Source organism: Kribbella sp. CA-253562 (assembly GCF_050942265.1).
Taxonomy (GTDB): Bacteria; Actinomycetota; Actinomycetes; order Propionibacteriales; family Kribbellaceae; genus Kribbella.
This window is the reverse complement of sequence record NZ_CP192049.1, coordinates 6,984,253-7,007,038: the sequence shown is the minus strand read 5'-3', so window position 1 is coordinate 7,007,038 and position 22,786 is coordinate 6,984,253. Positions and strand designations below refer to the sequence as shown.

Annotated in this window: 33 protein-coding genes and 1 tRNA gene; 29 read left to right on the top strand and 5 right to left on the bottom strand. The window is 64.8% G+C overall.

Features of this window, described 5'->3' with window-relative positions; all coding sequences use genetic code 11:
* Window positions 1-37: 37 nt before the first annotated feature.
* Both ACQPXM_RS33070 and ACQPXM_RS33065 read right to left on the bottom strand, forming a co-directional pair.
* The gene (locus ACQPXM_RS33070; protein WP_432941175.1) at window positions 38-703 is read right to left on the bottom strand and encodes a response regulator; all 666 of its coding nucleotides are present in this window, start codon (window positions 701-703) and stop codon (window positions 38-40) included.
* A gap of 40 nt (window positions 704-743) precedes the next feature.
* Window positions 744-1,871: a sensor histidine kinase gene (locus ACQPXM_RS33065; RefSeq protein ID WP_432941172.1), complete on the bottom strand. Its 1,128-nt coding sequence runs from the start codon at window positions 1,869-1,871 to the stop codon at window positions 744-746.
* Window positions 1,872-1,974: 103 nt separating this feature from the next.
* On the opposite strand from ACQPXM_RS33065, the gene ACQPXM_RS33060 reads away from it, so the two are divergent.
* From ACQPXM_RS33060 to ACQPXM_RS33050, 3 genes are read left to right on the top strand one after another with little or no spacing between them, the layout of a single operon-like run.
* The gene (locus ACQPXM_RS33060) at window positions 1,975-2,481 is read left to right on the top strand and encodes a glycine cleavage system protein R (protein ID WP_432941170.1); all 507 of its coding nucleotides are present in this window, start codon (window positions 1,975-1,977) and stop codon (window positions 2,479-2,481) included.
* Window positions 2,478-3,047, top strand: coding sequence for a peptide deformylase (locus ACQPXM_RS33055; RefSeq protein ID WP_432941168.1), 570 nt, complete (start codon window positions 2,478-2,480; stop codon window positions 3,045-3,047). The genes ACQPXM_RS33060 and ACQPXM_RS33055 overlap by 4 nt, the downstream gene beginning before the upstream one ends.
* Window positions 3,048-3,061: 14 nt before the next feature.
* Window positions 3,062-3,727, top strand: coding sequence for a hypothetical protein (locus ACQPXM_RS33050; protein ID WP_432941165.1), 666 nt, complete (start codon window positions 3,062-3,064; stop codon window positions 3,725-3,727).
* 104 nt (window positions 3,728-3,831) lie between these two features.
* Here ACQPXM_RS33050 and ACQPXM_RS33045 read toward each other — a convergent pair whose 3' ends face one another.
* Together ACQPXM_RS33045 and ACQPXM_RS33040 are read right to left on the bottom strand one after the other, a co-directional pair.
* Complete coding sequence (locus ACQPXM_RS33045) at window positions 3,832-4,281, bottom strand: SRPBCC family protein (RefSeq protein ID WP_432941163.1); 450 nt, start codon at window positions 4,279-4,281, stop codon at window positions 3,832-3,834.
* Window positions 4,282-4,399: 118 nt separating this feature from the next.
* On the bottom strand, window positions 4,400-5,038 hold the full coding sequence (locus tag ACQPXM_RS33040; protein ID WP_432941161.1) for a DUF402 domain-containing protein: 639 nt from the start codon (window positions 5,036-5,038) through the stop codon (window positions 4,400-4,402).
* 134 nt (window positions 5,039-5,172) lie between these two features.
* Between ACQPXM_RS33040 and ACQPXM_RS33035 the strand changes: the two genes are divergently transcribed.
* From ACQPXM_RS33035 to ACQPXM_RS32925, 23 genes are all read left to right on the top strand, one after another.
* Window positions 5,173-5,643, top strand: coding sequence for an SRPBCC family protein (locus tag ACQPXM_RS33035; protein WP_432941159.1), 471 nt, complete (start codon window positions 5,173-5,175; stop codon window positions 5,641-5,643).
* A 2,596-nt stretch (window positions 5,644-8,239) separates the two neighbouring features.
* On the top strand, window positions 8,240-8,818 hold the full coding sequence (locus ACQPXM_RS33030) for a hypothetical protein (protein WP_432941156.1): 579 nt from the start codon (window positions 8,240-8,242) through the stop codon (window positions 8,816-8,818).
* A gap of 100 nt (window positions 8,819-8,918) precedes the next feature.
* The gene (locus ACQPXM_RS33025) at window positions 8,919-9,407 is read left to right on the top strand and encodes a hypothetical protein (RefSeq protein WP_432941153.1); all 489 of its coding nucleotides are present in this window, start codon (window positions 8,919-8,921) and stop codon (window positions 9,405-9,407) included.
* Window positions 9,400-9,840: a TIR domain-containing protein gene (locus ACQPXM_RS33020; protein WP_432941150.1), complete on the top strand. Its 441-nt coding sequence runs from the start codon at window positions 9,400-9,402 to the stop codon at window positions 9,838-9,840. Before ACQPXM_RS33025 ends, ACQPXM_RS33020 begins: the two co-directional genes overlap by 8 nt.
* A 1-nt stretch (window position 9,841) precedes the next feature.
* Entirely contained in the window at window positions 9,842-10,291 is a 450-nt protein-coding gene (locus ACQPXM_RS33015) for an HIT family protein (RefSeq protein WP_432941148.1), read from the top strand.
* Between the two features lie 43 nt (window positions 10,292-10,334).
* Window positions 10,335-11,177 carry a phosphoribosylaminoimidazolesuccinocarboxamide synthase gene (locus ACQPXM_RS33010; RefSeq protein ID WP_432941146.1) on the top strand — a complete coding sequence of 281 codons (843 nt, stop codon included), beginning with the start codon at window positions 10,335-10,337 and terminating at the stop codon, window positions 11,175-11,177.
* A 2-nt stretch (window positions 11,178-11,179) separates the two neighbouring features.
* Entirely contained in the window at window positions 11,180-11,371 is a 192-nt protein-coding gene (locus tag ACQPXM_RS33005) for a hypothetical protein (RefSeq protein ID WP_432941144.1), read from the top strand.
* A 67-nt stretch (window positions 11,372-11,438) separates the two neighbouring features.
* Complete coding sequence (locus ACQPXM_RS33000; RefSeq protein ID WP_432941141.1) at window positions 11,439-12,182, top strand: GntR family transcriptional regulator; 744 nt, start codon at window positions 11,439-11,441, stop codon at window positions 12,180-12,182.
* A 162-nt stretch (window positions 12,183-12,344) separates the two neighbouring features.
* Window positions 12,345-12,662, top strand: coding sequence for a hypothetical protein (locus ACQPXM_RS32995; RefSeq protein WP_432941138.1), 318 nt, complete (start codon window positions 12,345-12,347; stop codon window positions 12,660-12,662).
* Window positions 12,663-12,708: 46 nt separating this feature from the next.
* Window positions 12,709-13,023, top strand: coding sequence for a hypothetical protein (locus ACQPXM_RS32990; RefSeq protein WP_432941135.1), 315 nt, complete (start codon window positions 12,709-12,711; stop codon window positions 13,021-13,023).
* Window positions 13,024-13,289: 266 nt separating this feature from the next.
* Window positions 13,290-14,027, top strand: a complete 738-nt coding sequence (locus ACQPXM_RS32985) for a hypothetical protein (RefSeq protein WP_432941132.1) — start codon at window positions 13,290-13,292, stop codon at window positions 14,025-14,027.
* Complete coding sequence (locus ACQPXM_RS32980) at window positions 14,020-14,862, top strand: FtsK/SpoIIIE domain-containing protein (RefSeq protein ID WP_432941130.1); 843 nt, start codon at window positions 14,020-14,022, stop codon at window positions 14,860-14,862. The genes ACQPXM_RS32985 and ACQPXM_RS32980 overlap by 8 nt, the downstream gene beginning before the upstream one ends.
* Window positions 14,859-15,068: a hypothetical protein gene (locus ACQPXM_RS32975; protein ID WP_432941127.1), complete on the top strand. Its 210-nt coding sequence runs from the start codon at window positions 14,859-14,861 to the stop codon at window positions 15,066-15,068. The genes ACQPXM_RS32980 and ACQPXM_RS32975 overlap by 4 nt, the downstream gene beginning before the upstream one ends.
* Window positions 15,065-15,382 (top strand): hypothetical protein, encoded by a 318-nt coding sequence (locus ACQPXM_RS32970; protein ID WP_432941124.1) that lies wholly within the window; start codon window positions 15,065-15,067, stop codon window positions 15,380-15,382. Before ACQPXM_RS32975 ends, ACQPXM_RS32970 begins: the two co-directional genes overlap by 4 nt.
* The gene (locus ACQPXM_RS32965) at window positions 15,379-15,657 is read left to right on the top strand and encodes a hypothetical protein (protein ID WP_432941121.1); all 279 of its coding nucleotides are present in this window, start codon (window positions 15,379-15,381) and stop codon (window positions 15,655-15,657) included. Before ACQPXM_RS32970 ends, ACQPXM_RS32965 begins: the two co-directional genes overlap by 4 nt.
* A complete protein-coding gene (locus ACQPXM_RS32960; protein ID WP_432941118.1) occupies window positions 15,654-15,878 on the top strand; it encodes a hypothetical protein in 225 nt (74 codons plus the stop codon). The genes ACQPXM_RS32965 and ACQPXM_RS32960 overlap by 4 nt, the downstream gene beginning before the upstream one ends.
* Window positions 15,875-16,171 carry a hypothetical protein gene (locus ACQPXM_RS32955; protein ID WP_432941116.1) on the top strand — a complete coding sequence of 99 codons (297 nt, stop codon included), beginning with the start codon at window positions 15,875-15,877 and terminating at the stop codon, window positions 16,169-16,171. Before ACQPXM_RS32960 ends, ACQPXM_RS32955 begins: the two co-directional genes overlap by 4 nt.
* Entirely contained in the window at window positions 16,168-17,169 is a 1,002-nt protein-coding gene (locus tag ACQPXM_RS32950) for a hypothetical protein (protein WP_432941114.1), read from the top strand. Before ACQPXM_RS32955 ends, ACQPXM_RS32950 begins: the two co-directional genes overlap by 4 nt.
* Window positions 17,170-17,272: 103 nt before the next feature.
* Complete coding sequence (locus ACQPXM_RS32945; protein ID WP_432941112.1) at window positions 17,273-17,512, top strand: hypothetical protein; 240 nt, start codon at window positions 17,273-17,275, stop codon at window positions 17,510-17,512.
* An 18-nt stretch (window positions 17,513-17,530) separates the two neighbouring features.
* Window positions 17,531-17,782, top strand: a complete 252-nt coding sequence (locus tag ACQPXM_RS32940) for a hypothetical protein (RefSeq protein ID WP_432941109.1) — start codon at window positions 17,531-17,533, stop codon at window positions 17,780-17,782.
* Window positions 17,783-17,919: 137 nt separating this feature from the next.
* Complete coding sequence (locus ACQPXM_RS32935) at window positions 17,920-19,482, top strand: replication initiator (RefSeq protein ID WP_432941107.1); 1,563 nt, start codon at window positions 17,920-17,922, stop codon at window positions 19,480-19,482.
* Between the two features lie 30 nt (window positions 19,483-19,512).
* Window positions 19,513-19,698, top strand: coding sequence for a helix-turn-helix domain-containing protein (locus tag ACQPXM_RS32930; RefSeq protein WP_432941104.1), 186 nt, complete (start codon window positions 19,513-19,515; stop codon window positions 19,696-19,698).
* 15 nt (window positions 19,699-19,713) lie between these two features.
* Window positions 19,714-20,952, top strand: a complete 1,239-nt coding sequence (locus tag ACQPXM_RS32925; RefSeq protein ID WP_432941101.1) for a tyrosine-type recombinase/integrase — start codon at window positions 19,714-19,716, stop codon at window positions 20,950-20,952.
* 93 nt (window positions 20,953-21,045) lie between these two features.
* On the opposite strand, the gene ACQPXM_RS32920 is transcribed toward ACQPXM_RS32925, so the two are convergent.
* Window positions 21,046-21,126, bottom strand: a tRNA-Leu gene (locus tag ACQPXM_RS32920).
* A gap of 85 nt (window positions 21,127-21,211) precedes the next feature.
* On the opposite strand from ACQPXM_RS32920, the gene ACQPXM_RS32915 reads away from it, so the two are divergent.
* The 3 genes from ACQPXM_RS32915 (at window position 21,212) to ACQPXM_RS32905 (ending at window position 22,725) form a co-directional block, all read left to right on the top strand.
* Complete coding sequence (locus ACQPXM_RS32915) at window positions 21,212-21,481, top strand: hypothetical protein (RefSeq protein ID WP_432941098.1); 270 nt, start codon at window positions 21,212-21,214, stop codon at window positions 21,479-21,481.
* 134 nt (window positions 21,482-21,615) lie between these two features.
* A complete protein-coding gene (locus tag ACQPXM_RS32910) occupies window positions 21,616-22,080 on the top strand; it encodes an RNase adapter RapZ (RefSeq protein WP_432941095.1) in 465 nt (154 codons plus the stop codon).
* Window positions 22,081-22,152: 72 nt separating this feature from the next.
* Window positions 22,153-22,725 carry a dienelactone hydrolase family protein gene (locus tag ACQPXM_RS32905; protein WP_432941093.1) on the top strand — a complete coding sequence of 191 codons (573 nt, stop codon included), beginning with the start codon at window positions 22,153-22,155 and terminating at the stop codon, window positions 22,723-22,725.
* The last annotated feature ends 61 nt before the right edge of the window (window positions 22,726-22,786 follow it).

Sequence of the window (22,786 nt, the reverse complement as noted above, 5' to 3'; positions counted from 1 at the left end):
TTCCTCAGGCTAAGCCGGATGGGTGACCGGCGGGTGATCAGCGGCTGTCGTCCAGGAGACCGGCGTCGTGCACCAGCAGCGCGATCTGCACCCGGTTGTTCAGGTCGAGCTTGGTGAGGATGCGGGACACGTGCGTTTTCACGGTCGGGATGCTCAGGTAGAGCGTCGCGCTGATCTCCGCGTTCGACTTGCCCTCGCCGACCGCGACGGCGATGTCCCGTTCCCGGTCGTTCAACTCCGCCAGCCGGGCGGCCGCGCGGTTCTTGCGCAGGTCCTGGCCGGAGGAGGCGACCCGGCTGATCAGGCGCTTGGTCACCGCGGGCGACAGCACCGGCTGACCGTTCGCGACCCGGCGGACCGATTCGACGATCTCGGCCGGGGGAGTGTCCTTGAGCACGAAGCCAGCCGCTCCCGCCCGCAGCGCGCGCAGTACGTGCTCGTCGGCGTCGAAGGTGGTCAGGATGACGATCTCCGGCGCTCCCGGGCGAGACCGCACGGACTCCGTCGCGGTCAGACCGTCGATCCCGGGCATCCGGATGTCCATCAGCACCACGTCGGGCGACTCGCGGTCGATCAGCGCCTGGACGCCGGCACCGTCATCGGCCTCGGCGACGACCCGGATGTCCGGGGCACCGCCCAGCATCAACTTCAGCCCGGCCCGCAGCAACGGGTCGTCGTCGACGATCACTACCCGGATGGTCATCCACGTCCTCGTTTCGCTGCGCTGTCGTCGACGACCTGACTCATGCGGGCCACGGTAGCCAGGCGGAGAGCCGGAAGTCGCCTTCTGGCGTCCTGCCGTGCTCGAGTCGTCCTTCGACCAGCGCTGCGCGCTCGGTCAGGCCTTTGAGTCCTTGGCCGCGATCGCCGGGCCTGCCCTTCGGCGCCGGGTTGCTCACGTCAACGGTCAAACCGTTGCCCGGAGCCCCGATCACCCGGATCCGGACCGGCTCACCCGGGGCGTGTTTCATCGCGTTGGTCAGCCCTTCCTGCACGATCCGGTACGCCGTACGCCCGACATGCTCCGGCAATGCCCCCGGCGCATCCAGCTCCAGCTCCACCGGTACGCCGGCCCGCTGGGCCCCCTCGACGAGGGCCGGGACATCACCGAAGGCCGGCTGGGGGAGTTCGCCGACCGGCGCCCGCAGTACGCCGATCACCTCGCGCAGATCCTGCAGCGCCTGGTGCGCGCTCGACCGGATGATCTCCGCGGCGCCCGCGATCTCCTCGGTCGACGCGTCCGGGCGGTAGGCCAGCGCGCCGGCGTGGACGCTGAGCAGCGACAACCGGTGCCCGAGCACGTCGTGCATCTCGCGGGCGATCTCCTCGCGGGCCCTCAGCTGGCCCTGTTCGGCTTCGAGCTTGGCGACGGTCTCGGCCCGCTCGGCGCGCTCGCGCAGGGTCTGGAGGAGCGTACGGCGGGACCGGACGTAGAGGCCCCAGCCGACGGTCCCGACGTAAATGGGCACGGCGGCGATCAGCACCGCGATGGTCGGGTCCTCGGTCTCGCGCACGATCGAGTACGCCGCGACGCTGAGCACGTTGAGGCCGGTGATCATCATCGTGACCCGGAACGGGAAATGCACGGCCACGGTCATCGTGAGGATCAGCGCGGCGATGCCGCCGGTCTCGGAGTACACCGTCGCGAACGCCGCGATGACCGCGAGCTGCACCGGCCACCGGCGGCGGAACCACAGCGACAGGCACAGCGCGATGCCGGTCACGAAGTCCGCCGCGAAGAGCCAGCGCGGGATCGCGTCCTGGTCGTTCTGGTCGTACAGGATCAGGCCGACCAGCGCCGCGAGCAGGAACGCGACCGAGTCCACGACCCAGTCGCGGGCGCTGCGCTTGCGGCTGAGCGACTGGTCCACGGTGCCGACGATAGCGAGGCGCGAGGCGCCGTACGGGCTGTTGCGGCGGTCCGGATACCGAAGTCGGGCCAAGGAGAGACTTTCGGTTGGATACGGTGCCCGCATGAGCCAGCTCGCCGTCACCGTCATCGGTCCCGACCGCCCCGGCATCATCGCCGACGTCACCGAGGCCCTCGCCCAGGTCGGGGTCAATCTCGAGGACTCCACGATGACGCTGCTGCGCGGCCATTTCGCGATGATGATCGTCTGCACCGGGCCGTTCGGTCCCGTCAAGGAGGCGCTCGAGCCGCTGCGGGGCGAGCTGGTCATCACGGTGCGCGAGATGACCCCGGAGAACGCGCACGCGCCACTCGGCGCGCCGTACATCCTGAGCGTGCACGGCGCCGACCGGCCCGGCATCGTCGCGGCCGTCACGCGGATGATCGCCACCGCAGGCGGAACCGTCACCGATCTGACCACCCGATTGAGCGGTGAGCTGTACGTGATGACCGCCGAGGTCGAGCTCCCGCCGTCCGCCGAGCTCCCGATGCTGATGCGCGCGCTGGAGATCACCGCCGAGGAGCTGGGCGTGGGGGTCAGCCTGCGACCCACCGAGAGCGACGACCTGTGACCGACATCGGTCATCTCAACCAGGCACTGGCCGCCTGGAGCCCGGCCCAACTCGGCCTGGCCGGCGACGTACTGGAAGTCGTCCGAGCGCCCCACCCCGTCCTCGCCACCGAGGGCGCCACCGTCGACCCGCTCGACCCGGTCATGCTCGCCCTCGCCGCCGACCTCGTCGCCACCATGCGAGTCTCACCCGGCTGCGTAGGCCTCGCCGCACCCCAGGTCGGAGTCGCGGCCCAGATGTTCGCCCTGGACGTCACCGGTCACCCGAAGACCCGCACCTGCCACGGCGTTTTCGTCCTCTGCAACGCCGTCGTCGTCGAATCCAGCCGCCAGGAAAAGTCCCGCGAAGGCTGCATGTCCGTCCCCGACCTCACCGGCGACGTCAAACGCCCGACCCGCCTCACGATCACCGGCGTACTCCCCGGCACCACCGACGAGATCACCCTGAGCACGGACGCCTTCGAGGCCCGAGCGATCCAGCACGAGATCGACCACTGCAACGGCTTGCTGTTCCTGGACCGAGTCGCTGGCGCGCACGCGGTGTATCCGCGCAAGGTGTACCTCTGAGCACGCCCCGGATCGTGCGGGACGAGGACTTCGCCGACTTCACCGCCGGCCGGCTCCTCGATCTGATGAAAGCCCTCACGGTGATCCTGACCCTGCCCCAGTCGGCCGCCGATCGTGTCGACGCGCTCGTGATCGCGACCGGTCAGGGTGAAGAGTGGCGCCTCGCCCAGGCGATCCGTGCCTGGGAGGTGAATCCAGCCCTGCGCTACTTCCTGGTGGCCAACGGCAACCCAGCAGAGGAAACCTACGTCGAGATCACCGTCGACTACCTTCGCGGCTTGGGGCTGTGTCGCTTCGACGGCGTACTTCTACAGACCGAGCCGGCCCCCAACACCGGCCTCCAGGCGCGCTGGATCGCCGACCAGGTGCAAGCCCGCGACATCACCAGCCTCGCGCTCACCGTCTCCGCGTACCACCTGCCCCGCCTGTACCTCACGGTCCTCAAGGAGCTCATCAGATCCGGTGTTCGCGTTCCGCTCATCCCTGTCCCCGCGCAGGTCGCCCCGAGCACGTCGATCCCGGAAACCGGAGCCACCACCTACGACCTCGTACCCGGCGAGATGAAACGCATCCTCACCTACATGGACAAAGGATGGGTCGCCACCCCAGAGGAACTGGAGCACTACCTGCGCTGGCTCTGGAGCCACCACGAGACCCTCCTGACCGGATCGTCCCGATAGCTACCGCGCAAGGTCTAGCCGGCGTTCAGACCTCAATCGCTCGCGACGCCACTGGTCGTCCATGGCCTGGATCTGCACCGAGCCGAGTGAATCGGCGTGCTCGCTCACTGAGTGTCTGATTCTGCGTAGCGGTTCAACGTGCTAGCCCAGAGCTGGGAGATCAGGTGGTTCATGGGCCCGCGATGGATCGGGGATACCATCATCTTGTCCCGGGTCCGGCTGGCCTCGCCGGAGCTCCATTCGACGTGAAGCCGACTGCCTCCATCGTCTGCCGGTGCGATCCGGACCGACCCTGTGCCAACACCACCGTAACTGCTCTCATCCTCCGTCCACCGGAGCACCGTGGGGTCGGACCAGTCGTAGCGAACGACGACCCAGAACGGCGAACCGGGCGTGCTCTCTCGAGCCACCGCCCACGAGTCGCCGAGTTCGCGCAGCTCATACGTCTTCGGATCGAGGGTCCGGCTCCAGATCTCGAGACGACGATCCGTGAAGTCCGTCAAGGCACGCAGAACCTGTTCAGGTGACGCGTGCGTCTTCACGTCGAATCGCATGCGACCAGTTGAGCACCCGCTGTTCGTCGCGTCCAGCAGCCCTGGGGGCAGGTGTGCAGGCCGGAGCTGCGTGCGCCCGGGGTCGGATTCGAACCCGTACGCCGTTCGGTCGCGAGGATCAGCGGGACGCCACCTCGGCGTCCCAGTACGGGGGCAGCCTGGCCGGTTCCCACGAGGGATCGGGCCGGAAATCCGTGTACCGGCCGTCGAACGGGAACCTGCCGGCCTCGATGTCGCCGATGATGCGCTCGCCGGCGGCGCGGATGCGATCCGCCTCGGCTGCCGTCCAGTACGCCGGATGATCGACACGCTCGGCCAGCTCGTCCTCGTCTTTCAAGGTCCAGCTGCGATCGGGCGCGACCACGATGTCGAGCGCGTGATCGAGGATGTCGGTCCCGGCCGACCAGCGGCGTACCGGGGACTCCAGGTTCACGTACCAGCCTTCGAACCGCATCTCCAGGTCGAAGAACCACCACACCGAATGGTCGGCCCCGGGTTCGGTGCGGATCAGCACGTGCCGGCCTTCCCAGTGCCGCGGCCAGAGCATGGACGGCGTACGGTCCCGCTCCGCCAGCGACATCTTCCGGATCGACGCGCCGTCCCGAGTACCGCGCAGCATGCAGTCTGATCCGGACGCAGTCCAGGTGAGCAGCGCCTCCGCGTCGTCGCGCACGACCCGCGTGGTCTGCACCGCGGCGATCATCCCGTTGAGGTGCACGTCGCGGCGGGCGATCGATCGACCGGGAGCGAAGATCATCGGGACATGCTACGGGCCTCTGGGCCACGCATCAGCCCGGCCAGAGCTTCAGGAACACGTATCTTCAAGCGCGCGGGCCGGCGAAGGCGCCGGAGGCCCTTGTGGTGGATCCGCAGGGTGACGATGCTTACTGGATGAAGCCGATCGAGTTCGAACTCGAGCGGACGATCCGAGCACCGATCGACCAGGTGTTCGCGCGGATCGCCGACATCGAGGGGCACAACGACTGGATGGCCGGCACAGGAAGCATGCTCAGGCAGACCCGCCAGACATCTCCCGGAGTACCGGCTGTCGGTACGACGTTCGTCGACGAGACGAGTCAGGGCCCGATGCCCGGCGAGATCACCGAACTGGAGGCGCCGCACACGATCGTCTTCCACTGGTGGGAGAAATCGAAGTCAGGCAAGCTCAAGTTCGAGGGCTGGCCGAGCTACCACCTGCAGCCCTCCGGCGCCGGCGAGACGCTGGTCCGCCATCGCGGCAAGCTGGTGCCGTACGGCGCGTGGCGCCTGGCGAGGCCGGTCTTGCGACGGTACGCCGTCAAGGAGCGCACCATCACGGTCGACGCCCTGAAAGCGTCCTTCGAACGGGACCCAGGCGCCTGAGTGAGCCTACGCGCGGCCAGCACGCTGTGCCCGGGACGGCGGCGAGCCCTACGTCTTTCGGCCTCGAGGCGCGATCGCGCCTGGGGTACCCGGAGCGGGTCGGGCCGGGCGTAGTGCGCGCGCTGAGGAGAGGAGCGACGGAGGAACCGTGCGCAGAGCACCTGTGGGTCGGGACGAGATTCGACCCGTACCTCTCTCGGTCGCGAGGTTTGAGGTCGACTCGGACTGTTTCGGGCAAGGCAGTTCGCCGAGTTCGCGCACCAAGGTTGATGGATGGTGCAGCATCGGCGCGAACGCGAATGAACTGCAACCGAAACTGCAACCGCCCCGGCGTGGCCAGCGACCGGGCGGAGAGCGATGCGATACCTTCAATCAGCGATCGTCTGGCTACGGGCCGGGTCGTCCCTCATCTTGAAGGACGTGGCCCATGAACGATCTAATGCTGCACGCGCCCGATGCCGCTTGGCTGGTCATTGGCTGGCTGGCAGTGTGTCGCCTGCGGAGACTCTGCAAGTCCTCACAGCTCGCGTATTCCGGCAAGATCAAGGTCAGCCGCCGTCGACTGTCGATTGAGTTCGATCTAACGGTTACGAGTCGAGGATGCCGCTGACTGGCAGGGTCGGCAGAGGGCAGACCTCCCCGCATCGCCCCGATAGCCGCCCTGAGTCCGGTGCGGGTCGAGGGTCGAGCTTGCTCGATCGCGTAGCGACGCCGAAGGCGCTCTTGACGCGTGCCTGCCCGGACCCCGCCCATTGTTGCTAACGGGACGATGCGGAGGCCAACCGGTAGACGGCTGACGGCGGCGACCATAGCGGCGGCTGACCGGCCTGTCCGACAGCACTAGGTCACAGGGTGCCGAGTAATAGATGGCGAGTTTTGCTGTCTGCGGCCCCGGCACCCTGCTGCACGGTCGCGCCAGGCCAAGGGACGCGCCCAGAACGCTAGCGCAGTGGAGGGCAGGCGGCCCGACCTACGGTGGCGGCGCGCATCTACGGCCCCGAGGGCCCGTCTCGAAGACGTAGCAAAGTTGTCATGTTCGGGAGATGCCAGTCCTGTGTCCTATGCAGGGTGATCTTGACAGTTCTCGTAACCGCCGCGCGATGCGATCAACCTCGCGCGTTTGGTTGGAGACGGGCGGTCAACGCGTGGACGGTTGGATGCGGCGCCCGCTCGGGATCGGCAGCCGCTGTAGGCGCGACCTCCGAGCACTGCAACCGTCGACGCAACCACCGCTCGCCGAAGCCGTCGACGTGATGCGATGTGGCTGGACGTCTGGGTCGAGTCCCGAAGGTGAGCCCGGCGGCGACGTCGGCTGGATCGAGCGAGGAATCGTGCAGCGGTCCCGGGATCCACCCGTGCCCTCGGTTCGGTTGCGAGCTGCCGAGGGGCTGGAGCAGTCGATCGCGCGGTAGCGCGCACCCGGGCGGTAGCCCGGGATCGCGGGCGCCAGCCCGCAGACCGCCGGCGGCAGCTGGCAGCTGGAAGGTACGGCGCCAAGCCGGGGGTGGGTGGGAGCGGGCGTAGTGCGCGCGCTGAGGAGCGTAGCGACGAAGGAAGCGGGCGCGGAGCACGCGTGGGTCGGCCGAGGGGTGCCCGGGACGGGATTCGAACCCGTACACCTTTCGGTCGCGAGGTTTAAGTTCGACTGGGGGCTGTCCGGGGTGGTCCGTGGCCGTCCGTTTGGGCTCCCATGCTTTCGGAGCCGACCCCTGCGAACGACGACGGACGGACCCGAATTGCAACCGCTGGTGCAACCGTTTGGGCGTGGCTGTGGCCCGTTTGGCGGTGGGGTCGGTAACCTAGGAGTCAAGACCGCTGGCTATGGGCCGGGTCATCCTCGATCTGAAGGATTTGACCCCAATGCCAGATCTGGCGCACTACGCACCGAGTCTCGTTTTCCTGCTCATTGGCTGGTCCACCAGCTCTGTTCTCCGTGCGGTCCTGCTGTGGTTGCGAAGCCCCAGGCAGCGCCGTGCTTCCTTCACCATCCGCTTGACGGTTACGTGTCAAACGCGCGGCCAGTCCGCCGGATCGTCCCGATAGCTGCCGCCCAAGGTCCGGAGCGGTGCGCGTCCAGGGGCGAGCTTGCTCGATCGCGAAGCGACGCCGTAGGCGCCCTTGACGCGTGCCGGGCCGGGCCGCACTTCCCCAACATTGCTGTCGGGACGATCCGGTAGCCCACGGTCAGACGGCAGGCGTGTCCAGCCACCTACGGCGGGATGGCCGGTCGGTCCGAGTGAGCGGGTGCACCTGCAGGGTGTCGAGCCGTTGACGGCGAGTTTTGCTGTCTCCGACCCGGCACCCTGTTGGCACGTGCGCGCCAAGCCAAGGGCCGCGCCGGTAGCGAAGCGAAGCGAGAGCGGGAGGCAGGCGGCCCGACCTGCGGTGGCGGCGCGCTTTCGGGCCCTGAAGGGGCCCGTCTTGAAGACGTAGAGAAACTTGTCAGTCGGCCCAAGGGGAGCCCGCGAGCGCCGCGCACGCAAACCATGGATCAACGACTACTCTTCGTCATAGAAACCTAGCCGCGATGAGGCAAGTGGGATACAGTCGGGCGGAGCCGTGGGGGCTAGTCAAAGAATTGGGCACTGGGGGATGGATGTCTTATTACACCGAGGCGCAGGTCCGGACAGAAGGCCGAATAGCTGCGGCTACTTTCGGTAGTGCGCGCGAGGCGCTGCGGAAATCCGCGCAACGTGACATTTACGACATCTTCCTTAGTCATAGCTTTCGCGACGCTGAGTTGATTCTTGGTGTTAAGAGGGTCCTCGAAAAGCGGGGGAACTCTGTTTACGTGGACTGGATTGAGGATGCCGAGCTCGATCGATCGGCCGTAACAGCGGCAACGGCAGCGCGACTCCGGCAGCGAATGAAGCAATCGAGGTCTTTGGTATACGCCTATACCGCTGCCTCTGGCACGTCGAAGTGGATGCCTTGGGAACTCGGCTTCTTCGACGGACATCGATCCGGCGAGTCGATTGCCATTATGCCTCTCGTGGCTGCGAGCGGTGGCCGTCCTCCCGGACAGGAATACCTTGGCTTGTACCCCCTCGTGGAAGAGCTGAAGGAGGGATCGCGGCAAACGCCCTGGGTCACTCGAAGGAGAGGCTCTGGCCTGGAGTACAAGTCGCTGACTGAGTTGGCGCTGGCGTCGAGCAGCTTTAAGTCTCTTTCCTGATCCAGTTTCTGCCGCCTCTGTGCGATCTGCGGCTTTGTTCGGTAAATACGCCGGCGGCCACGTGCGGTGGTGGTGGATTGGCCCATACTTGGTGGCAAGCATGTCGAAATTGCGTCGTGTACTAGAGGCTTTGCTCGAACCTGATGAGCCTGGCCCACCGGCGAGCGAGGACTTCAGTGACGCGCGAATTAAGCATCTGGAGTTCATACAGGGCGCGATCCTTCGAATGGCGGGAAACTCTTTTCTATTCAAAGGTTGGGCGATATCGCTCGCGAGCGGGTTAGCGGCGTTCGCTGCGATCGAATCGCGTCGCGCAGTTCTGTTCGTGGGGATCGTTTCTACGCTCTTGTTCTGGGCAATGGATGGCTACTATTTGTGGCTCGAACGCGGATTCGTTGGGCTGCATGTGCGTGTTGCAAAACTGCCTGCATCTCAGCCGGTGGATTACGCCATGGCTGTCGATAAGACACACGCTCTCCGTCGCTGGTTGCGAACAATGATGCGCTGGCATCTGCTCTTGTTGTATGGGACGATAGTTGTTGTCAATATCGTCGGTGCTCTCTATCTCAAAGAGGTGAAGAATGGCTAGACGTACATTTTTCAGTTTCGAGTACGGTGATGTTAGTCGCGCGATGGTAGTGCGGAACAGTTGGGTCACTCAGGAGCGCATCGCGCGCGGGTTTATCGATGCGGCTGAGCTGGAGAAGCTAAAGAGGGTGGGTGACGATGCAGTGAAACGGTGGATCAATTCTCAGATGGACAACACGACTGTAACCGTTGTCCTTGTCGGTGGATCGACATGCCAGAGTCGCTGGGTGAAGTATGAAATTGACCGAAGCAAAGCTCTTGGGCATGGGTTGATCGGAATCAACATCTCGGAAATCAAGGATCTATTCGGCAAGACTTCCTCCCTCTGCGGCAAGATCCCCGCCGGATACAGTTTCTATAACTGGTTCGGCGACAGTGGATATCGGAACATGGGTACTTGGATTGAACAGGCCGCAATAGCAGCCGGTAAATAGTATGAGTGCCGATCCGGTTGACTGTGCATTCTGTGATGCGGTAAACGGGAATGGTAAGACGGAGACTGTGGCCCAATCCGAAGACTGGGTAGCTTTTTTTCCGTTAGGCCCTGCCACGCTTGGTCACACCTTGGTTGTGCCACGTCTGCACGTGAGCGACTACTGGAGTGCTCCGTCGACGATAGTGTCCGCGTTGTCACGGGCATGCCTGGATGTTGGACGGGCGATCCAGCGAGCTGTGTCATCAGAAGGGATGAACTTGATCACTTCACAAGGAGCTGTTGCAGAGCAGACCGTTTTCCATCTTCATATCCATCTCTTGCCACGGTGGTCGGATGATGAGTTTGGTTCAATTTGGCCGGCAGAGAGCATGGTCGACTCGGGCCGTCAAGCATGGGCGGCCGACCGCATCAGAGCTGAGTGTGCTGGCGAACCACCCGGCATGGGTTAAGACCTGCGATGGGTTCTCCGAGGCGGTGTGCTAGAACAGTGGCGTGGAGCTGCTGCATCGGGGCAAGGTTCGGGATGTGTACAGCGATCGCCCGGGGGAGGTGATCCTGGTTGCGACTGATCGTGTGTCGGTCTACGACGTGGTGTTGCCTACGTCGATCCCTGACAAGGGGAAGTTGCTGACGAGGCTGTCGCTGTGGTGGTTCGAGCAGCTGGCGGACGTGATGCCTAATCACGTGATCTCGGCTACGGACGTGCCGGCCGAGTTTGAGGGCCGGGCTGTGCGGTGTCAGCAGGTCGACATCATCCAGGTGGAGTGCATCGCCCGCGGCTACCTTGCCGGGCTCGGCTGGGATGCCTACCGCGAGACGGGAAAGATCTCTGGGGTGTCGATCCCCTCGGGCCTTCGTGAGGGCGACAAGCTTCCGCAGCCGGTGTTCACGCCGACGACGAAGACGGCGCCCGAGGATGGGCATGACGAGCCGATGACCTTTGATGAGGTCTCGGAGGCTGTTGGGCCGGAACTCGCGAAGACGCTTGAGGCGAAGACGCTTGAGCTGTTCACCAGAGCTACTGAGATCACCGCTGGTCGTGGTGTGCATCTGGCGGACACCAAGTTCGAGTTCGGGCTTGCGAAGGACGGGACGTTGGTCCTGGCCGATGAGGTGCTGACGTCTGATTCCTCGCGGTACTGGCGTGATGAGGACTGGAAGCCGGGGCAGCGGCAGGTCTCATTCGATAAGCAGTACGTGCGTGACTGGGCGCGTGATCTGGGGACGTGGGACAAGACTCCTCCGGGCCCTGAGATTCCGGCTGAGGTCGTTGATGAGACTCGTGCTCGTTACGTTGCGATGTACGAGCGGATCACTGGTCTGAAATGGGAGTGACCATGCCGACCTGGGAGGAGATCCAGGCAGCTCGCTTGGCGGAAGTGCTGGAGCTGCAGAAGGTGCATAAGCGACTGCTTACGGCCAAGGAGCAGGGCATTGAGCCGGACCCGGCTGATGTCGAGGTCGCACGGTCGGTTGCGGCGACCGGACTCGGCGGCATTGACCGGATCAACGCGCGGGACGATTACTAGACCTCTACGAGCGGCACCGCCTATGCTGGCGGTGTTCTAGAACACCGATCGGACTTGAGGTCTAGCCATGCCCCCGAAGTTGGAGCGTCCTGCTCCGCCGTATCAGCAGATCGCTACGGAGATTCGCAACAGGATCTCTAACGGCGATCTCCAGGCCGGCGACTTGGTGCCGTCCGTGCGTTCGCTGATGCGTGATTATGGCGTGGCTCTTGCGACCGCTCAACGAGCGCTCTCCAGCCTCCGCGCTGAGGGGTATATCAAGCCGGAGCGTGGCGTCGGAAGCGTTGTGACAACGCACGATGAGCGAGGTCAGGCGGCGAACGACCGCGCCGACAAGTCTCAGCGAACCGGCAAGATCTATCCCACCGGCTACTACGCGAAGATCACTGACACAGGCCTCGATGTGGCCTCCGAGCAGGTTGCCGACGCGCTTGGTATCAAGGCCGGCGCGCCTGTCATCCGGCGAGTTCGCACGACGTATGCGCCCAACGACAAGGCTGTGTCCGCATCAACGTCGTACTTCAACGGCAAGCTCGCTGAGAAGGCACCACTGCTCTTGAGCAAGGAACGCATTCAAGAGGGCACCTTTCTCTATGTCGCCAACATCCTGAAGCGAAAGCTCGATGGTTGGCAGGACCAGCTCGAACCTGCAAGAGCTACGGCCGAGCAGGCGGATGTTCTTGGCCTCACTGAGGGTGCTCTCATCCTCGTTGGGCGGAACTGGATGTACGACAACACGGGCGATGTGCTGGAGTACGGCGAGAGCATCACGCTCGGCCGGGTCACCTACCGAGGTCACGTCGGGTCTTGACGCTTAAGCGTCAACGCGGAACGGATTGACTCCTACGTGTCAACGCTCAGTCACTAATTCGTTGCAATTAGTGCTTGATGTCAGCGATGAGGTGTTCTAGTATCTGAACTAGAACACCTGCTCAAGGGGAGCGGGTCGGACGCATAGAAGGGGCGATTCCTGATGAAGCTGACCATCGACACCACGGGCAAGACGTTCACGGTCACCAAGGCTGTGGAGGAGAAGAAGGACCAGAACGGCCGGCAGAAGGCGGATCGGAACACCAATGAGCTGCTCTGGTCGGTTCAGGTGATGGCGCTCGACGAGACGGGCGGCGAGGTGATCAATGTGACCCTGGCGGGCAATGCCATGCCGAAGGTTGCTGTTGGCGCCACCGTCGTGCCGGTCGAGCTGGAGGCCATGCCGTGGGCCACCAATGGGCGGAACGGTGTCGCGTACCGGGCCAAGTCCCTCAACGCGCCGGGTAACGCCAAGGCCTGATTCAACTCGTCCCGTGATTCGTGCAACTGCTCAGCAAGGGGTAGTCATGTCGCAACCGATGGAAGACCGAACCATCACCGCGAATCAGGCACGGGCCGAGTACGAGGCCAAGTGCACCGAAGTTCAGATGATCGAGACCGCGAAGCGGTACATCGAAGGCCTCCTGTCGGAGGCACTGCAGCGGTGCGAGCCGCTGGTCACGTTCCACACGGTCGGCGAGACCATGTACGCCGTCGACGCAGTCTTCATGCTGCTGGACCTGTACGCCGAGGCTGAGAACAAGCTCAGCGACACGATCGCCGCCCGCAACTACACGTACGCGGTCTGGCAGTCGGCTTCGGCTGGACCTCACCGCGGCTGACACGTAGGTGTCAAACGCGAAGAACCACCGCTAGAAACCAAGAACGGCCCTCGAAAGGGCCGCTCCCTGGAAACGAGACACCAAGCCGGGCCACTGGCCTAGGAAACCGGTCCTGGCTTGGTGTTTTTCCTGACTCAACCCCCTGATCGGGAGGTCTTGTCATGCCCAAATCTACCCGCAACCGCTCGACTGGTCGAGTATCGGGCCGTCGCGGCCGTGGCACCGCCACTGGTGCTGTCGAAACCATCATCCGGCCACAGCAGACGATGCCCGTCGTCGTCTTGCTCACGCTGTGGCGTTGGCGCTGGGAACTGCTCGTCCTGGCTACTGCCACTTACCTCGTCGTCGCTCACGGCGAGGCGATCACGGACTACTTCGGCTCCAACCCGCTGTGGCTGAACGCGCTACTGATCATCGTCCTGAGTGGATGGATCTTCACCGACAACCTGGTCCGCCGCTTCGCCCGTAACCGAGTCTGGTGCGTCATCACCCGGCACCGTGTCCGGGCCTGCCTCACCGAAATGCGCACCCTGAACTGGTCGGGCAACCTGCCGTTCATCGTCGGGTGCTTCGCCACCAAGACCGGACAGGTCGTCTGGCTGTTCATGCGTCCCGGCCTGTCGGCCGAAGACCTCGAGAACAAGGCCGAAACGCTGGCCTCGGCGTGCTGGGCACGCTCGGCAGTCATCACCCGCTCCACCCGCAATGCCGCACTCGTGCGCATCGACATCGACCGGCGTGACCCGCTGTCCAAGCAGCACATCGTCTCGCCGCTGCTCAACGACACCAGCGACATGCCCGAAGCGGCAGTCGCCGACGACGCGGTCATGGCCTTCCTCGGCCCCGACCCCGCCAACGAAGGGACCACCGAGCAACCGCCGGCCAAAACCGGCAGCGGTGAGACCCGCACCAAAACCGCGAAGACCAAGACCACCGCCGCCGTGAACGACGGCAACACCGTGGTCCTTGGTGCCAACGGAGAAGACGTGTCCGACTATGTCTAGCTTCAACCCACGACAGGTGTTCCCCCGGCGCACGCCGGGGGCCACCCCCACCCGATGGATCGGCCTGTCGATCTACGACCCCATCTACCTGGGGGTCGACACGCGCGGCAAGACCGTGCACGTCACCCTCATGTACCGCAACATCCTGCTCGGCGGCGAACCTGGCGCAGGAAAGTCCGTAGCCCTCGGCAACATCGTCGCTCACGCCGCACTTTGTACCGACGTCGATCTCATCCTGATCGACGGCAAGATTGTCGAGCTTCTGCCGTACGCCCCGGTGGCGAAAGAGTTCGTCGGCAACAACATGCCGAAAGCACTACGCGTGCTGAAGGACCTGCAAACCGATCTCGATGAGCGCTATCTGCACCTGGCCCGTACGGGCCGCAAGAAGATCGTTCCCGACGACGGCTTCCGGGCCAAGCTCGTGGCCATCGATGAGCTGGCCTACTTCACCGTCACTGTCGGCACCAAGGAACAGCAAGAAGAGTTCCGCACTCTGATCCGGGACATTGTCGCTCGCGGCCGTGCCGCAGGCATCATCGTCGTCGCCGCAACCCAGCGGCCGTCGGCAGACATCGTCCCCACCTCCCTGCGGGACCTGTTCGGCTACCGGCTCGCATTCCGCTGCGCCACCGATTCGAGCAGCGACATCATCCTCGGCACCGGCTGGGCCTCCCAAGGCCACACCGCCGTGGACATCGCACCCGAATCCCTCGGTGTCGGACTTCTCCGAGCCGAAGGCGGATTCCCCCGCCGTCTCAAGACGGCATTCCTCAACGACAACCAGCACCGGCAGATCGTCCGCCGTGCCGTGCACCTTCGGAGGGCCGCATGATCACCGTCAAACCCGTCCCCGCGGGGACACTGACCGCCGTCAACGACGGCAAAGGCAACACCGGTTGGCTCCACAACTGCGGAGCCTTCACCTGGTCACCCAACCAGCCCCACCGCTGCGGTGTCTGCTGGTCCGCGATGCGCAACCGCCAAGCCTTCAACGGCACCTGGACCAAGGCCTACACCGTCCGCCAGGAGGCGTCATGACCTTCTACGACGCATCCGGTGGTGACCGCGAAGACCGCATCATCATCGGCTACGACTTCACCGACCACTCAGTGGCCGGCATCAACCTGGCCTGCAACGGCCAAACCCCCAAGGTCGTCATCGACCTCGGAGCGAACCCGATCGAAATCGAACTGGTCACCGGCTCCGTCACCGCGATCAGCCACCTGATCGACGCCCTCTACGAAGCGCGAGCACTGCTCGAAGAACACCAGATCACCCACGCCACCGACAACGCCTCCTGGACCCAAGAACCCCTCTACATCCCCGGCGAATGGACGGGAGAACAGCCATGAGCTACTACCTGCCCAACGACGGGCGATACCCCGTATACGCCGCCGTGTGGACTCCGTACCCCTTGTTCACCGGCTCCACTGAGTTGGACGAACCCGCCAATTGGCCGTGGCTCTACGCAACCATCCTGGGCCAAAGCGGACCCGACGAGTGGCACCTGCTCATCGAAGCTCCCGAACTGATCGAGATCGACGACAACGGGGTCGAATGGCTCCCGACCTGCTGCCGCAACGGAAACGAAATCCTCATCCTCACCTGGACGGAGGAACAGCGATGAGCAACGCCCGCGACGGACTCCAAGAGATCCTGCAGGCCCACCGCCCTCAATTCGATCTAGCGATGACCGGCCTTTTGGCCGACCTGCGGGCGCACGTCAAAACGCTCGAACAGCAAGCCAGCGTCGATCTGTACGAGACCAACGCACTAGGCATCTTCAACGAAGCCCACGAACTCGGCCTCCAGGTCCAGTCGTTCTTCGCGACCTGGACTGATGAATGAAACGCGCGGCAACCAAACGCCGCGTGACACGTAACTGTCAAGGCCAGCAAGCCATCCCGGCCGACCTGGTCTCCACCGACACCACCCCCGCTGCTGAGCCAACCGTCAAGGCTCCAGCCAAAAAGGCCTACCGCTCACAGCGGGCCGACGACTGGGCACACGCCACAGTCGCCAATCCTCAGCCCTGCTTCCTCTGCGGCAACCCGGCCCTGCTGCGCGACCCCTACACCGGCCGCGCCTGCCACATGACCTGCGCCAAGCAAGACGCCACCGAGAAGGGAGAACAGTGGTGACCACCGACACCCTCGCCGCGCCGGCCGCCGCGAAGCCCGCGACCACCACCAAGCTCACCGGCCTTACCAACTCCAACACCAACGCCCTCACCGGCTTGACCGGCTGGCAGGTCACCAAGACCACCGCCACCTACTCCGGCAGTCCCACAGCAGCCCTGGAAGCCGTCCAGAAGCACATGGATCAAGTCCGCGCCACCGAAGGCGGCAGAGCCACCGGCTACCAATCCCTGATCGCGGTCCGCAACAAGCTCCGCGAATGCTCCACCGGAGCAAGCCACCCCGCCGTCACCGTCACGGTCAAGCGAGCCAAGAAGACCGCCACCAAGACCCGCACCGGGTCACCGAAAGCGCGTCTGACACGTAAGCGTCAAGACACCTACACCACCGCACAACTCGTCGCCGCACTCGAAACCGCCTGGACCGCGATCCGCGCCCAGCACCCCGAGATCCCCGCCGTCGTGATCATCGTCGGCTCCGGCACCGCCTCCAAACAAGCCAAGTACGGGCACTTCGCCCCGATCCGCTGGCAACACGGAGACAACCAACTCGCCGAAGTCCTCATCTCCGGCGAAGGCCTCAAACGACCCGTCGAAGAAGTCTTCACCACCCTGCTCCACGAAGCCACCCACTCACTGGCCCACGCCCGCGAGATCAAAGACACCAGCCGCCAAGGCCGATGGCACAACCAGAAGTTCGCCGACCTCGCCAGCGAACTCGGCCTCGACACCACCAAAGATCCCAAGATCGGCTGGTCACTCTGCACCCTGCGCGCCGAGACAGCCACTACCTACAAGGCCGTCCTGGCCGAACTCAAAGCCGCACTCATCGCCTACCGGCACCCCGAAGCCCAAGGCGGCGGCGAAACCAAGAAGAACAACAACAACGCCATCCCCTGCGCGTGCCAATGCCCACGCCGCATCCGCGTCGCCAAAGCAGTCCTCGAACTCGGAGACATCACCTGCGGCGTCTGCGACACCCACTTCGAACCCGACGAGTAACCGCGGCTTCGTTGCTGGCTCTGACCTCCGGGACGAACACCCCGGAGATCAGGGCGAACACCGAACCCCACCAACAGCCAACGACAGAAAGGAAGGACCAGACGTGATCACCGAGCACCGCGCCAACCAAGACCTCGCCGCCTGGCTCACCGGCTCGATCTTCCGTGCCTTCCACTGCAACGGCTGCGGCCGGCCAATCATCGCCGCCCGCACCGAATGGCTCCACCCCGTCTACATCTGGGCCATCACCGCACGGCTCGGAACACCAATCGTTGCCCACTGCCCCTACCAGCACTGCGACAACGGCATCACGCAGCACTCCGAACCCGTCACCTCCCACTGAACGGAAGGAACACCAACCATGAGCATCGACCTCAACGCCTACGCCGAACTCACCGCCCACCGCGACACCGCCACCGACACCTTCCTGTGCGACTGGGTCGCCAACGACCACCTCGGCGGACACGACTGGTGCCCCACCGTCCTCGAACCCGGCGACGAGTACGCCGTCGTCGTCATGGGTGACCAGATCGTCGGCCGCTACTGCATCGGCTGCGGCTACCAACTGTTCGGCACCCCCGAACTCGAAACCGCACCCACGCTCACCGCCTGACACGTAACCGTCAACGGCCCCGGCGCTGGCTGCTCAACGCCGGAGCCTCGACCGCCCAGTACTCAACGAACCCCGAGCGGCCGTATCGCCCGGGTATCCCCAGTAACCGGACCAAAACGTCTCGAAAGGAGGCCACCATGACCACCACACCCACCCCCGACCCACTGGACGTCCTGAGCGGCCTCATGAGCGGCGTCGAGATCATCACCGAGCACAAACACACCCTCGACCCCGGCAACCGCACCAACCCCGCCTCCGGCCTCGAACAAGCCATCGCCCGCGCCGCCACCACCGCTGACTACGGAGCCTGGCTCGACCACACCGCCTCCGCAGGCGGCTGCGTCCGTCCGATCCAGCTACGCGGCGAAGCCCACGTCGTGTCCACCCGCACCGGCCGGATCATCTCCACCCGCCACACCGACGAGATGCCCGACGGCGTCATCTACAAAGCCTGCGGCAACCGCCGCGCCGCCGTCTGCCCCTCCTGCGCCGAGATCTACCGCGGAGACACCTACCAACTCGTCCTGGCCGGCCTCCAAGGCGGCAAAGGCATCCCCACCACAGTCACCCAGCACCCCTGCGCCTTCGTCACCTTCACCGCACCGAGCTTCGGAGCCGTCCACTCTGCCCGCAAGCACCGGGGCCGTGACGGGCAACTCCGCAACCAGATCTGCCGACCCCGCCGCAAGCCCGACCCATGCCCTCACGGCATCGACCAGCGTTGTCAGCAGACCCACCATGACGGGGAGAAGATCCTCGGCACGCCGCTGTGCCTGGACTGCTACGACCACGATCACCAAGTCGTGTGGAACGCCCTGTCCGGCGAACTGTGGCGACGCACCATGGAACGCGTCAAAGACACCCTCCGCCGATGGGGCAAACACCACGGCGTACGAATCAAGCTCTCCTACGGCAAGGTCGCCGAAATGCAAGCCAGGGGAGTAGCCCACTTCCACGCCCTGGTCCGCCTCGACGGCATCAACCCCATCGCACCCCACGCGATCGCCGTACCCCACGCCTCCGCCGACTTCACACTCCTGGCCCACGCGATCCGCCGAGCCGTCGAAGGCACCCGGTTCCGGTCCCTGCCACACCCCGACCAGCCCGACGGCTGGCTCATCGAATGGGGCAACCAACTCGACCTACGCCCCGTCCGGCAAACCGTCGACGGGGTCATCACCGAAACCGCCGTCGCCGGATACCTGGCCAAGTACGCCACCAAAGCCGCCGAAGCGACCGGCCACTCATCCGCACGCCTCACCAACGCCACCGTCCGCCGCTACGCCGTCCTGCACACCCACGCCGGCCGACTGGTCGAAGCCTGCTGGCGACTCGGACGCCCCGGCTCCGACCTCGACGAAGACGAAGCCGCCAAGAACTCCGCACGGCTGTCGTACCGGCGCTTGCAGCGCTGGGCGCACATGCTCGGCTTCGGCGGTCACTTCTCCACCAAGTCCCGCCAGTACTCCACCACCCTCAAAGCACTCCGCGAAGCACGCGCCAACTGGCGACAAGAACGGCACCGCACCGCCGACCACGCCGACGACACCGAAACAACCCTCATCGTCGGCAACTTCACCTACGCCAACACCGGCTGGCGAACCATCGGCGACGCACTCCTCGCCAACACCGCCGCCGCCAAAGCCCGCGAACACCGACGGCTCGTCAAGGAACTGATTGCCGAGAGCACTGAGAACTGACACGTAACTGTCAACCGAGGAGGTAGCCGTATGACTGACGTACAGATCTTCCTGACTGTCGAAGAGGTGGCGAAGGCGCTTCGGATTGGTCGTACCCGGGTGTTCGATCTCATTGCCAAGGGTGAGATTAAGTCGGTGCTGATTGGCCGATCGCGGCGCGTCTCTGTCGAAGCTCTGCGGCAGTACGCGAAGAAGCTCGAATCCACTGCTGCTTAACGGAAGGAGGGCGACATGCCGCGCAAGGCGAACGGGCGATCGTCGATCTACCAAGATGCGAATGGAGTGTGGCACGGCTGGGTCACGGTTGGCGTCAAGGCTGATGGCAAACCGGACCGTCGTCACCGCCGGGGGAGGACTCAGAAGGAGGTGACGAAGAAGGTCGAGGAACTGGAGCGTCAGCGGGTCGAGGGGACCGTCGCGGATGCTGGAAAGATCCCGACTGTCGCTGAGTGGATCGAGACGTGGCTATCCGATATCGCGCCACGAACCGCTAGTGAATCAACCATCGAGTCGGTGTATCGGCCGCGTATGGAGATCTGGGTCATTCCGCGAATCGGCCGGCATCGGCTCGACCGGTTGAGGGCAGATCACCTCGACGCGCTGTACACAGAAATCGCCGATGCGGGGCTGGCCAGCAAGTCTGTGCTCATGGTTCATCAGCAGGTGAGCCGGTGTCTCAAGATGGCGGTCCGCCGGAGGATCATCGGCGTGAACGTCGCGACCCTGGTCGACGCTCCAAAACATCGCGACGTAGAGATTGAGGCATTCGCTCAGGAGGAGGCGAAAGCGATTCTCCAGGAGTCCGCGAAGAGGCGGAACGGCGCTCGGTGGTCGGTGGCCTTTGCGCTCGGATACCGCCAGTCCGAAGCACTGGGCATGCGCTGGTCGTACGTGGATTTGGAGAAGCGGCGGATTCGCGTGTGGCAATTGAAGCGTCGGAGATTCAAGCATGGTTGCGCTGATCCGAGAGAGTGCATCAAGAATCGGCATCGCGACAGTTGTACGGCGCACTGCATCAACCATGCCCGGTACTGCCCTGAGCGGCAGGGTGGCGATTGGGTGTTCCGTCCTCCGAAGGGTGGCAAGACGAGATGGAGCGTCATCCCGGAGGAGCTGGTCCCACAACTCAAGGCCCAGAGGGTCGCGCAGGCGGCGGAGCGGTTGGCTGCTGGAGACCGGTGGGAAGACTGGGATCTTGTGTTCGCCGGGCCTACCGGTAGGCCGATCAATCCCGCACGCGATTGGGCGGAGTTCAAGGAGATGCTGGCGGCGGCCGGCCTTCCGGATGCACGTCCTCACGACGCACGGCACACCGCCGCCACCCTGCTCCTGGAACAGGGCGTAGACGTAAGTGTGGTCCAGGAGATCCTCGGTCACGCCAGCCTCGCGGTGACCAAGCGGTACGCCCATGTGACGAACAAACTGACCGAAGCTGCGGCAGCCAAGATGGGAAAGGCGCTGTGGGCGTGATGGCAACTGCAACCGCCAGTGCAACCATTGCGGTCCTGCTCATGACCCTCGCTGCATTACTCAAGCGGCATGTGCGCAGGTCAGAGGTAGATGTGCCCGGGACGGGATTCGAACCCGTACGCCTTTCGGCTGCGAGGTTTAAGCTCGCTGCGTCTGCCGTTCCGCCACCCGGGCTGGGGTGTTCGCGCAGGGACTGACGATACAAGCTGGTACGCCGCTGTGGGGGTCGTCGCGGCGTTGGGGGAGGACAATCGGCGGTATGACCGAGGGTGAGCGGGAGACGTTGCGGGCGTTGGCCGACGAGGGGAACGAGAAGGCGTTGGATCGGCTCGCGGAGCTGGCGGACGGGCGGGGAGACGGCGAGCTGAGTGAGTTGCTGGACGAGGGGTCCGGGCGGGCGGGGGAGTTGCTCACTCGGCGGGCGGCTGCGGCTGGGGATCTGCTGGAGCTGCAGCGGATTGCTGATGCGGGGTACGAAGAGGCGGGTGACGTGCTGGATCAACTGCTGGAGGGGCCGGCGGAGAGCTAGGGCCGCGAGGCGCGGAGCGGGCTTCCGTCGCGTGGCTCGAACGGGCTTCCGCCGCGTGGGCTTCATGAGGTGCCGCCGCGTGGGCTTCAACGAGGTGCCGCCGCGTGGGCTTGCGTGGGACTAGCCTCGCGAACGTGGCGAGGATCTTGGTGACAGGGATGTCGGGGACCGGAAAGTCGACCGTCTTGCGCGCCCTGGAAGAGCTGGGATTTCAGGTGGTGGACACCGATACCGACCAGTGGAGCGAGTGGGTAACGCTGGAGGACGGCAGCAGGGACTGGGTGTGGCGGGAGGACGCCATGGCCGAGTTGCTCGACACCACGCCGGACCTGTTTGTTGCCGGATGCAAGAGCAATCAGGGGAAGTTCTATCCGCGCTTCGACACAGTGGTGCTGTTGAGTGCGCCGGTCGAGGTGATGCTGGAGCGGATCGCCAAGCGGACGGACAACCCGTACGGGAAGTCCGCCGAGGAGCGGGCAGAGATCATCCAGTACCTCGAGGAGGTCGAGCCGTTGCTGCGGGCGTCGGCTGACGTGGCGTTCGATACGTCCGGGCCGCTGGCAGGAGTGGTGGAGAAGGTCAAGGCACTGGCCGACTGAGAAACCGGCTATTGATCCAGATCTATGGATCGTTCTATGGTTACGGATCATTGGACCAGGAAGGGACGGCTCATGGCCGAGGTGTTGCTGTTTCACCACTCGTGCGGGCTGACGGACGGCGTCCGGGCGTTCGCGGACGAGCTGCGCGCCGCGGGGCACGTGGTGCACACGCCGGATCTGTTCGAGGGGCGCACGTTCGGCTCGATCCCGGACGGGATGGCCTATGTGAAGCAGGTCGGGTTCGGCGAGATCGCCGAGCGCGGGGTGCGGGCGGCGGAGGAACTGCCGGCTGAGCTCGTGTACGCCGGGTTCTCGCTCGGCGTCGTACCGGCGCAGCGGCTGGCGCAGACTCGGCTCGGGGCGCGCGCGGCCGTGTTCCTCGACTCGGCGTTGCCGGCGGAGGAGTTCGGTGCCTGGCCGGCAGACGTCCCGGTGCAGGTGCACGCGATGGACCACGATCCGTTTTTCGTCGACGACGGCGACATCGAGTCCGCCAAGGCGTTGGTCGCGGCGGCCGACGACGGCGAGCTGTTCCTGTACGCCGGCGACCAGCACCTGTTCGCCGACAACTCCCTGCCCTCGTACGACGCCAAGGCGGCCGAGCTCGTGATCGAGCGCGTGCTGAAATTCCTCGAGGGCCGCTAGTCACATTCGTCGATCGGCATCCGTCGCACTGGTGAGACCCCGAAAACAGCGGGGTGCACAA

What these genes read in the sequence shown, in the direction of transcription:
- ACQPXM_RS32915 (WP_432941098.1), top strand. Translation starts at nt 21,212, where the DNA reads ATGACCGAGGGTGAGCGGGAGACGTTGCGGGCGTTGGCCGACGAGGGG.
- ACQPXM_RS33025 (WP_432941153.1), top strand. Translation starts at nt 8,919, where the DNA reads ATGTCGAAATTGCGTCGTGTACTAGAGGCTTTGCTCGAACCTGATGAG.
- ACQPXM_RS33045 (WP_432941163.1), bottom strand. Translation starts at nt 4,281, where the DNA reads ATGCGATTCGACGTGAAGACGCACGCGTCACCTGAACAGGTTCTGCGT.
- ACQPXM_RS32970 (WP_432941124.1), top strand. Translation starts at nt 15,065, where the DNA reads ATGACCTTCTACGACGCATCCGGTGGTGACCGCGAAGACCGCATCATC.
- ACQPXM_RS33035 (WP_432941159.1), top strand. Translation starts at nt 5,173, where the DNA reads ATGAAGCCGATCGAGTTCGAACTCGAGCGGACGATCCGAGCACCGATC.
- ACQPXM_RS32930 (WP_432941104.1), top strand. Translation starts at nt 19,513, where the DNA reads ATGACTGACGTACAGATCTTCCTGACTGTCGAAGAGGTGGCGAAGGCG.
- ACQPXM_RS32935 (WP_432941107.1), top strand. Translation starts at nt 17,920, where the DNA reads ATGACCACCACACCCACCCCCGACCCACTGGACGTCCTGAGCGGCCTC.
- ACQPXM_RS33040 (WP_432941161.1), bottom strand. Translation starts at nt 5,038, where the DNA reads ATGATCTTCGCTCCCGGTCGATCGATCGCCCGCCGCGACGTGCACCTC.
- ACQPXM_RS32975 (WP_432941127.1), top strand. Translation starts at nt 14,859, where the DNA reads ATGATCACCGTCAAACCCGTCCCCGCGGGGACACTGACCGCCGTCAAC.
- ACQPXM_RS32960 (WP_432941118.1), top strand. Translation starts at nt 15,654, where the DNA reads ATGAGCAACGCCCGCGACGGACTCCAAGAGATCCTGCAGGCCCACCGC.
- ACQPXM_RS32980 (WP_432941130.1), top strand. Translation starts at nt 14,020, where the DNA reads ATGTCTAGCTTCAACCCACGACAGGTGTTCCCCCGGCGCACGCCGGGG.
- ACQPXM_RS32925 (WP_432941101.1), top strand. Translation starts at nt 19,714, where the DNA reads ATGCCGCGCAAGGCGAACGGGCGATCGTCGATCTACCAAGATGCGAAT.
- ACQPXM_RS33030 (WP_432941156.1), top strand. Translation starts at nt 8,240, where the DNA reads ATGTCTTATTACACCGAGGCGCAGGTCCGGACAGAAGGCCGAATAGCT.
- ACQPXM_RS32955 (WP_432941116.1), top strand. Translation starts at nt 15,875, where the DNA reads ATGAAACGCGCGGCAACCAAACGCCGCGTGACACGTAACTGTCAAGGC.
- ACQPXM_RS32990 (WP_432941135.1), top strand. Translation starts at nt 12,709, where the DNA reads ATGTCGCAACCGATGGAAGACCGAACCATCACCGCGAATCAGGCACGG.
- ACQPXM_RS33000 (WP_432941141.1), top strand. Translation starts at nt 11,439, where the DNA reads ATGCCCCCGAAGTTGGAGCGTCCTGCTCCGCCGTATCAGCAGATCGCT.
- ACQPXM_RS33070 (WP_432941175.1), bottom strand. Translation starts at nt 703, where the DNA reads ATGACCATCCGGGTAGTGATCGTCGACGACGACCCGTTGCTGCGGGCC.
- ACQPXM_RS33020 (WP_432941150.1), top strand. Translation starts at nt 9,400, where the DNA reads ATGGCTAGACGTACATTTTTCAGTTTCGAGTACGGTGATGTTAGTCGC.
- ACQPXM_RS33005 (WP_432941144.1), top strand. Translation starts at nt 11,180, where the DNA reads ATGCCGACCTGGGAGGAGATCCAGGCAGCTCGCTTGGCGGAAGTGCTG.
- ACQPXM_RS32905 (WP_432941093.1), top strand. Translation starts at nt 22,153, where the DNA reads ATGGCCGAGGTGTTGCTGTTTCACCACTCGTGCGGGCTGACGGACGGC.
- ACQPXM_RS33060 (WP_432941170.1), top strand. Translation starts at nt 1,975, where the DNA reads ATGAGCCAGCTCGCCGTCACCGTCATCGGTCCCGACCGCCCCGGCATC.
- ACQPXM_RS32995 (WP_432941138.1), top strand. Translation starts at nt 12,345, where the DNA reads ATGAAGCTGACCATCGACACCACGGGCAAGACGTTCACGGTCACCAAG.
- ACQPXM_RS32965 (WP_432941121.1), top strand. Translation starts at nt 15,379, where the DNA reads ATGAGCTACTACCTGCCCAACGACGGGCGATACCCCGTATACGCCGCC.
- ACQPXM_RS32940 (WP_432941109.1), top strand. Translation starts at nt 17,531, where the DNA reads ATGAGCATCGACCTCAACGCCTACGCCGAACTCACCGCCCACCGCGAC.
- ACQPXM_RS32985 (WP_432941132.1), top strand. Translation starts at nt 13,290, where the DNA reads ATGCCCGTCGTCGTCTTGCTCACGCTGTGGCGTTGGCGCTGGGAACTG.
- ACQPXM_RS33015 (WP_432941148.1), top strand. Translation starts at nt 9,842, where the DNA reads ATGAGTGCCGATCCGGTTGACTGTGCATTCTGTGATGCGGTAAACGGG.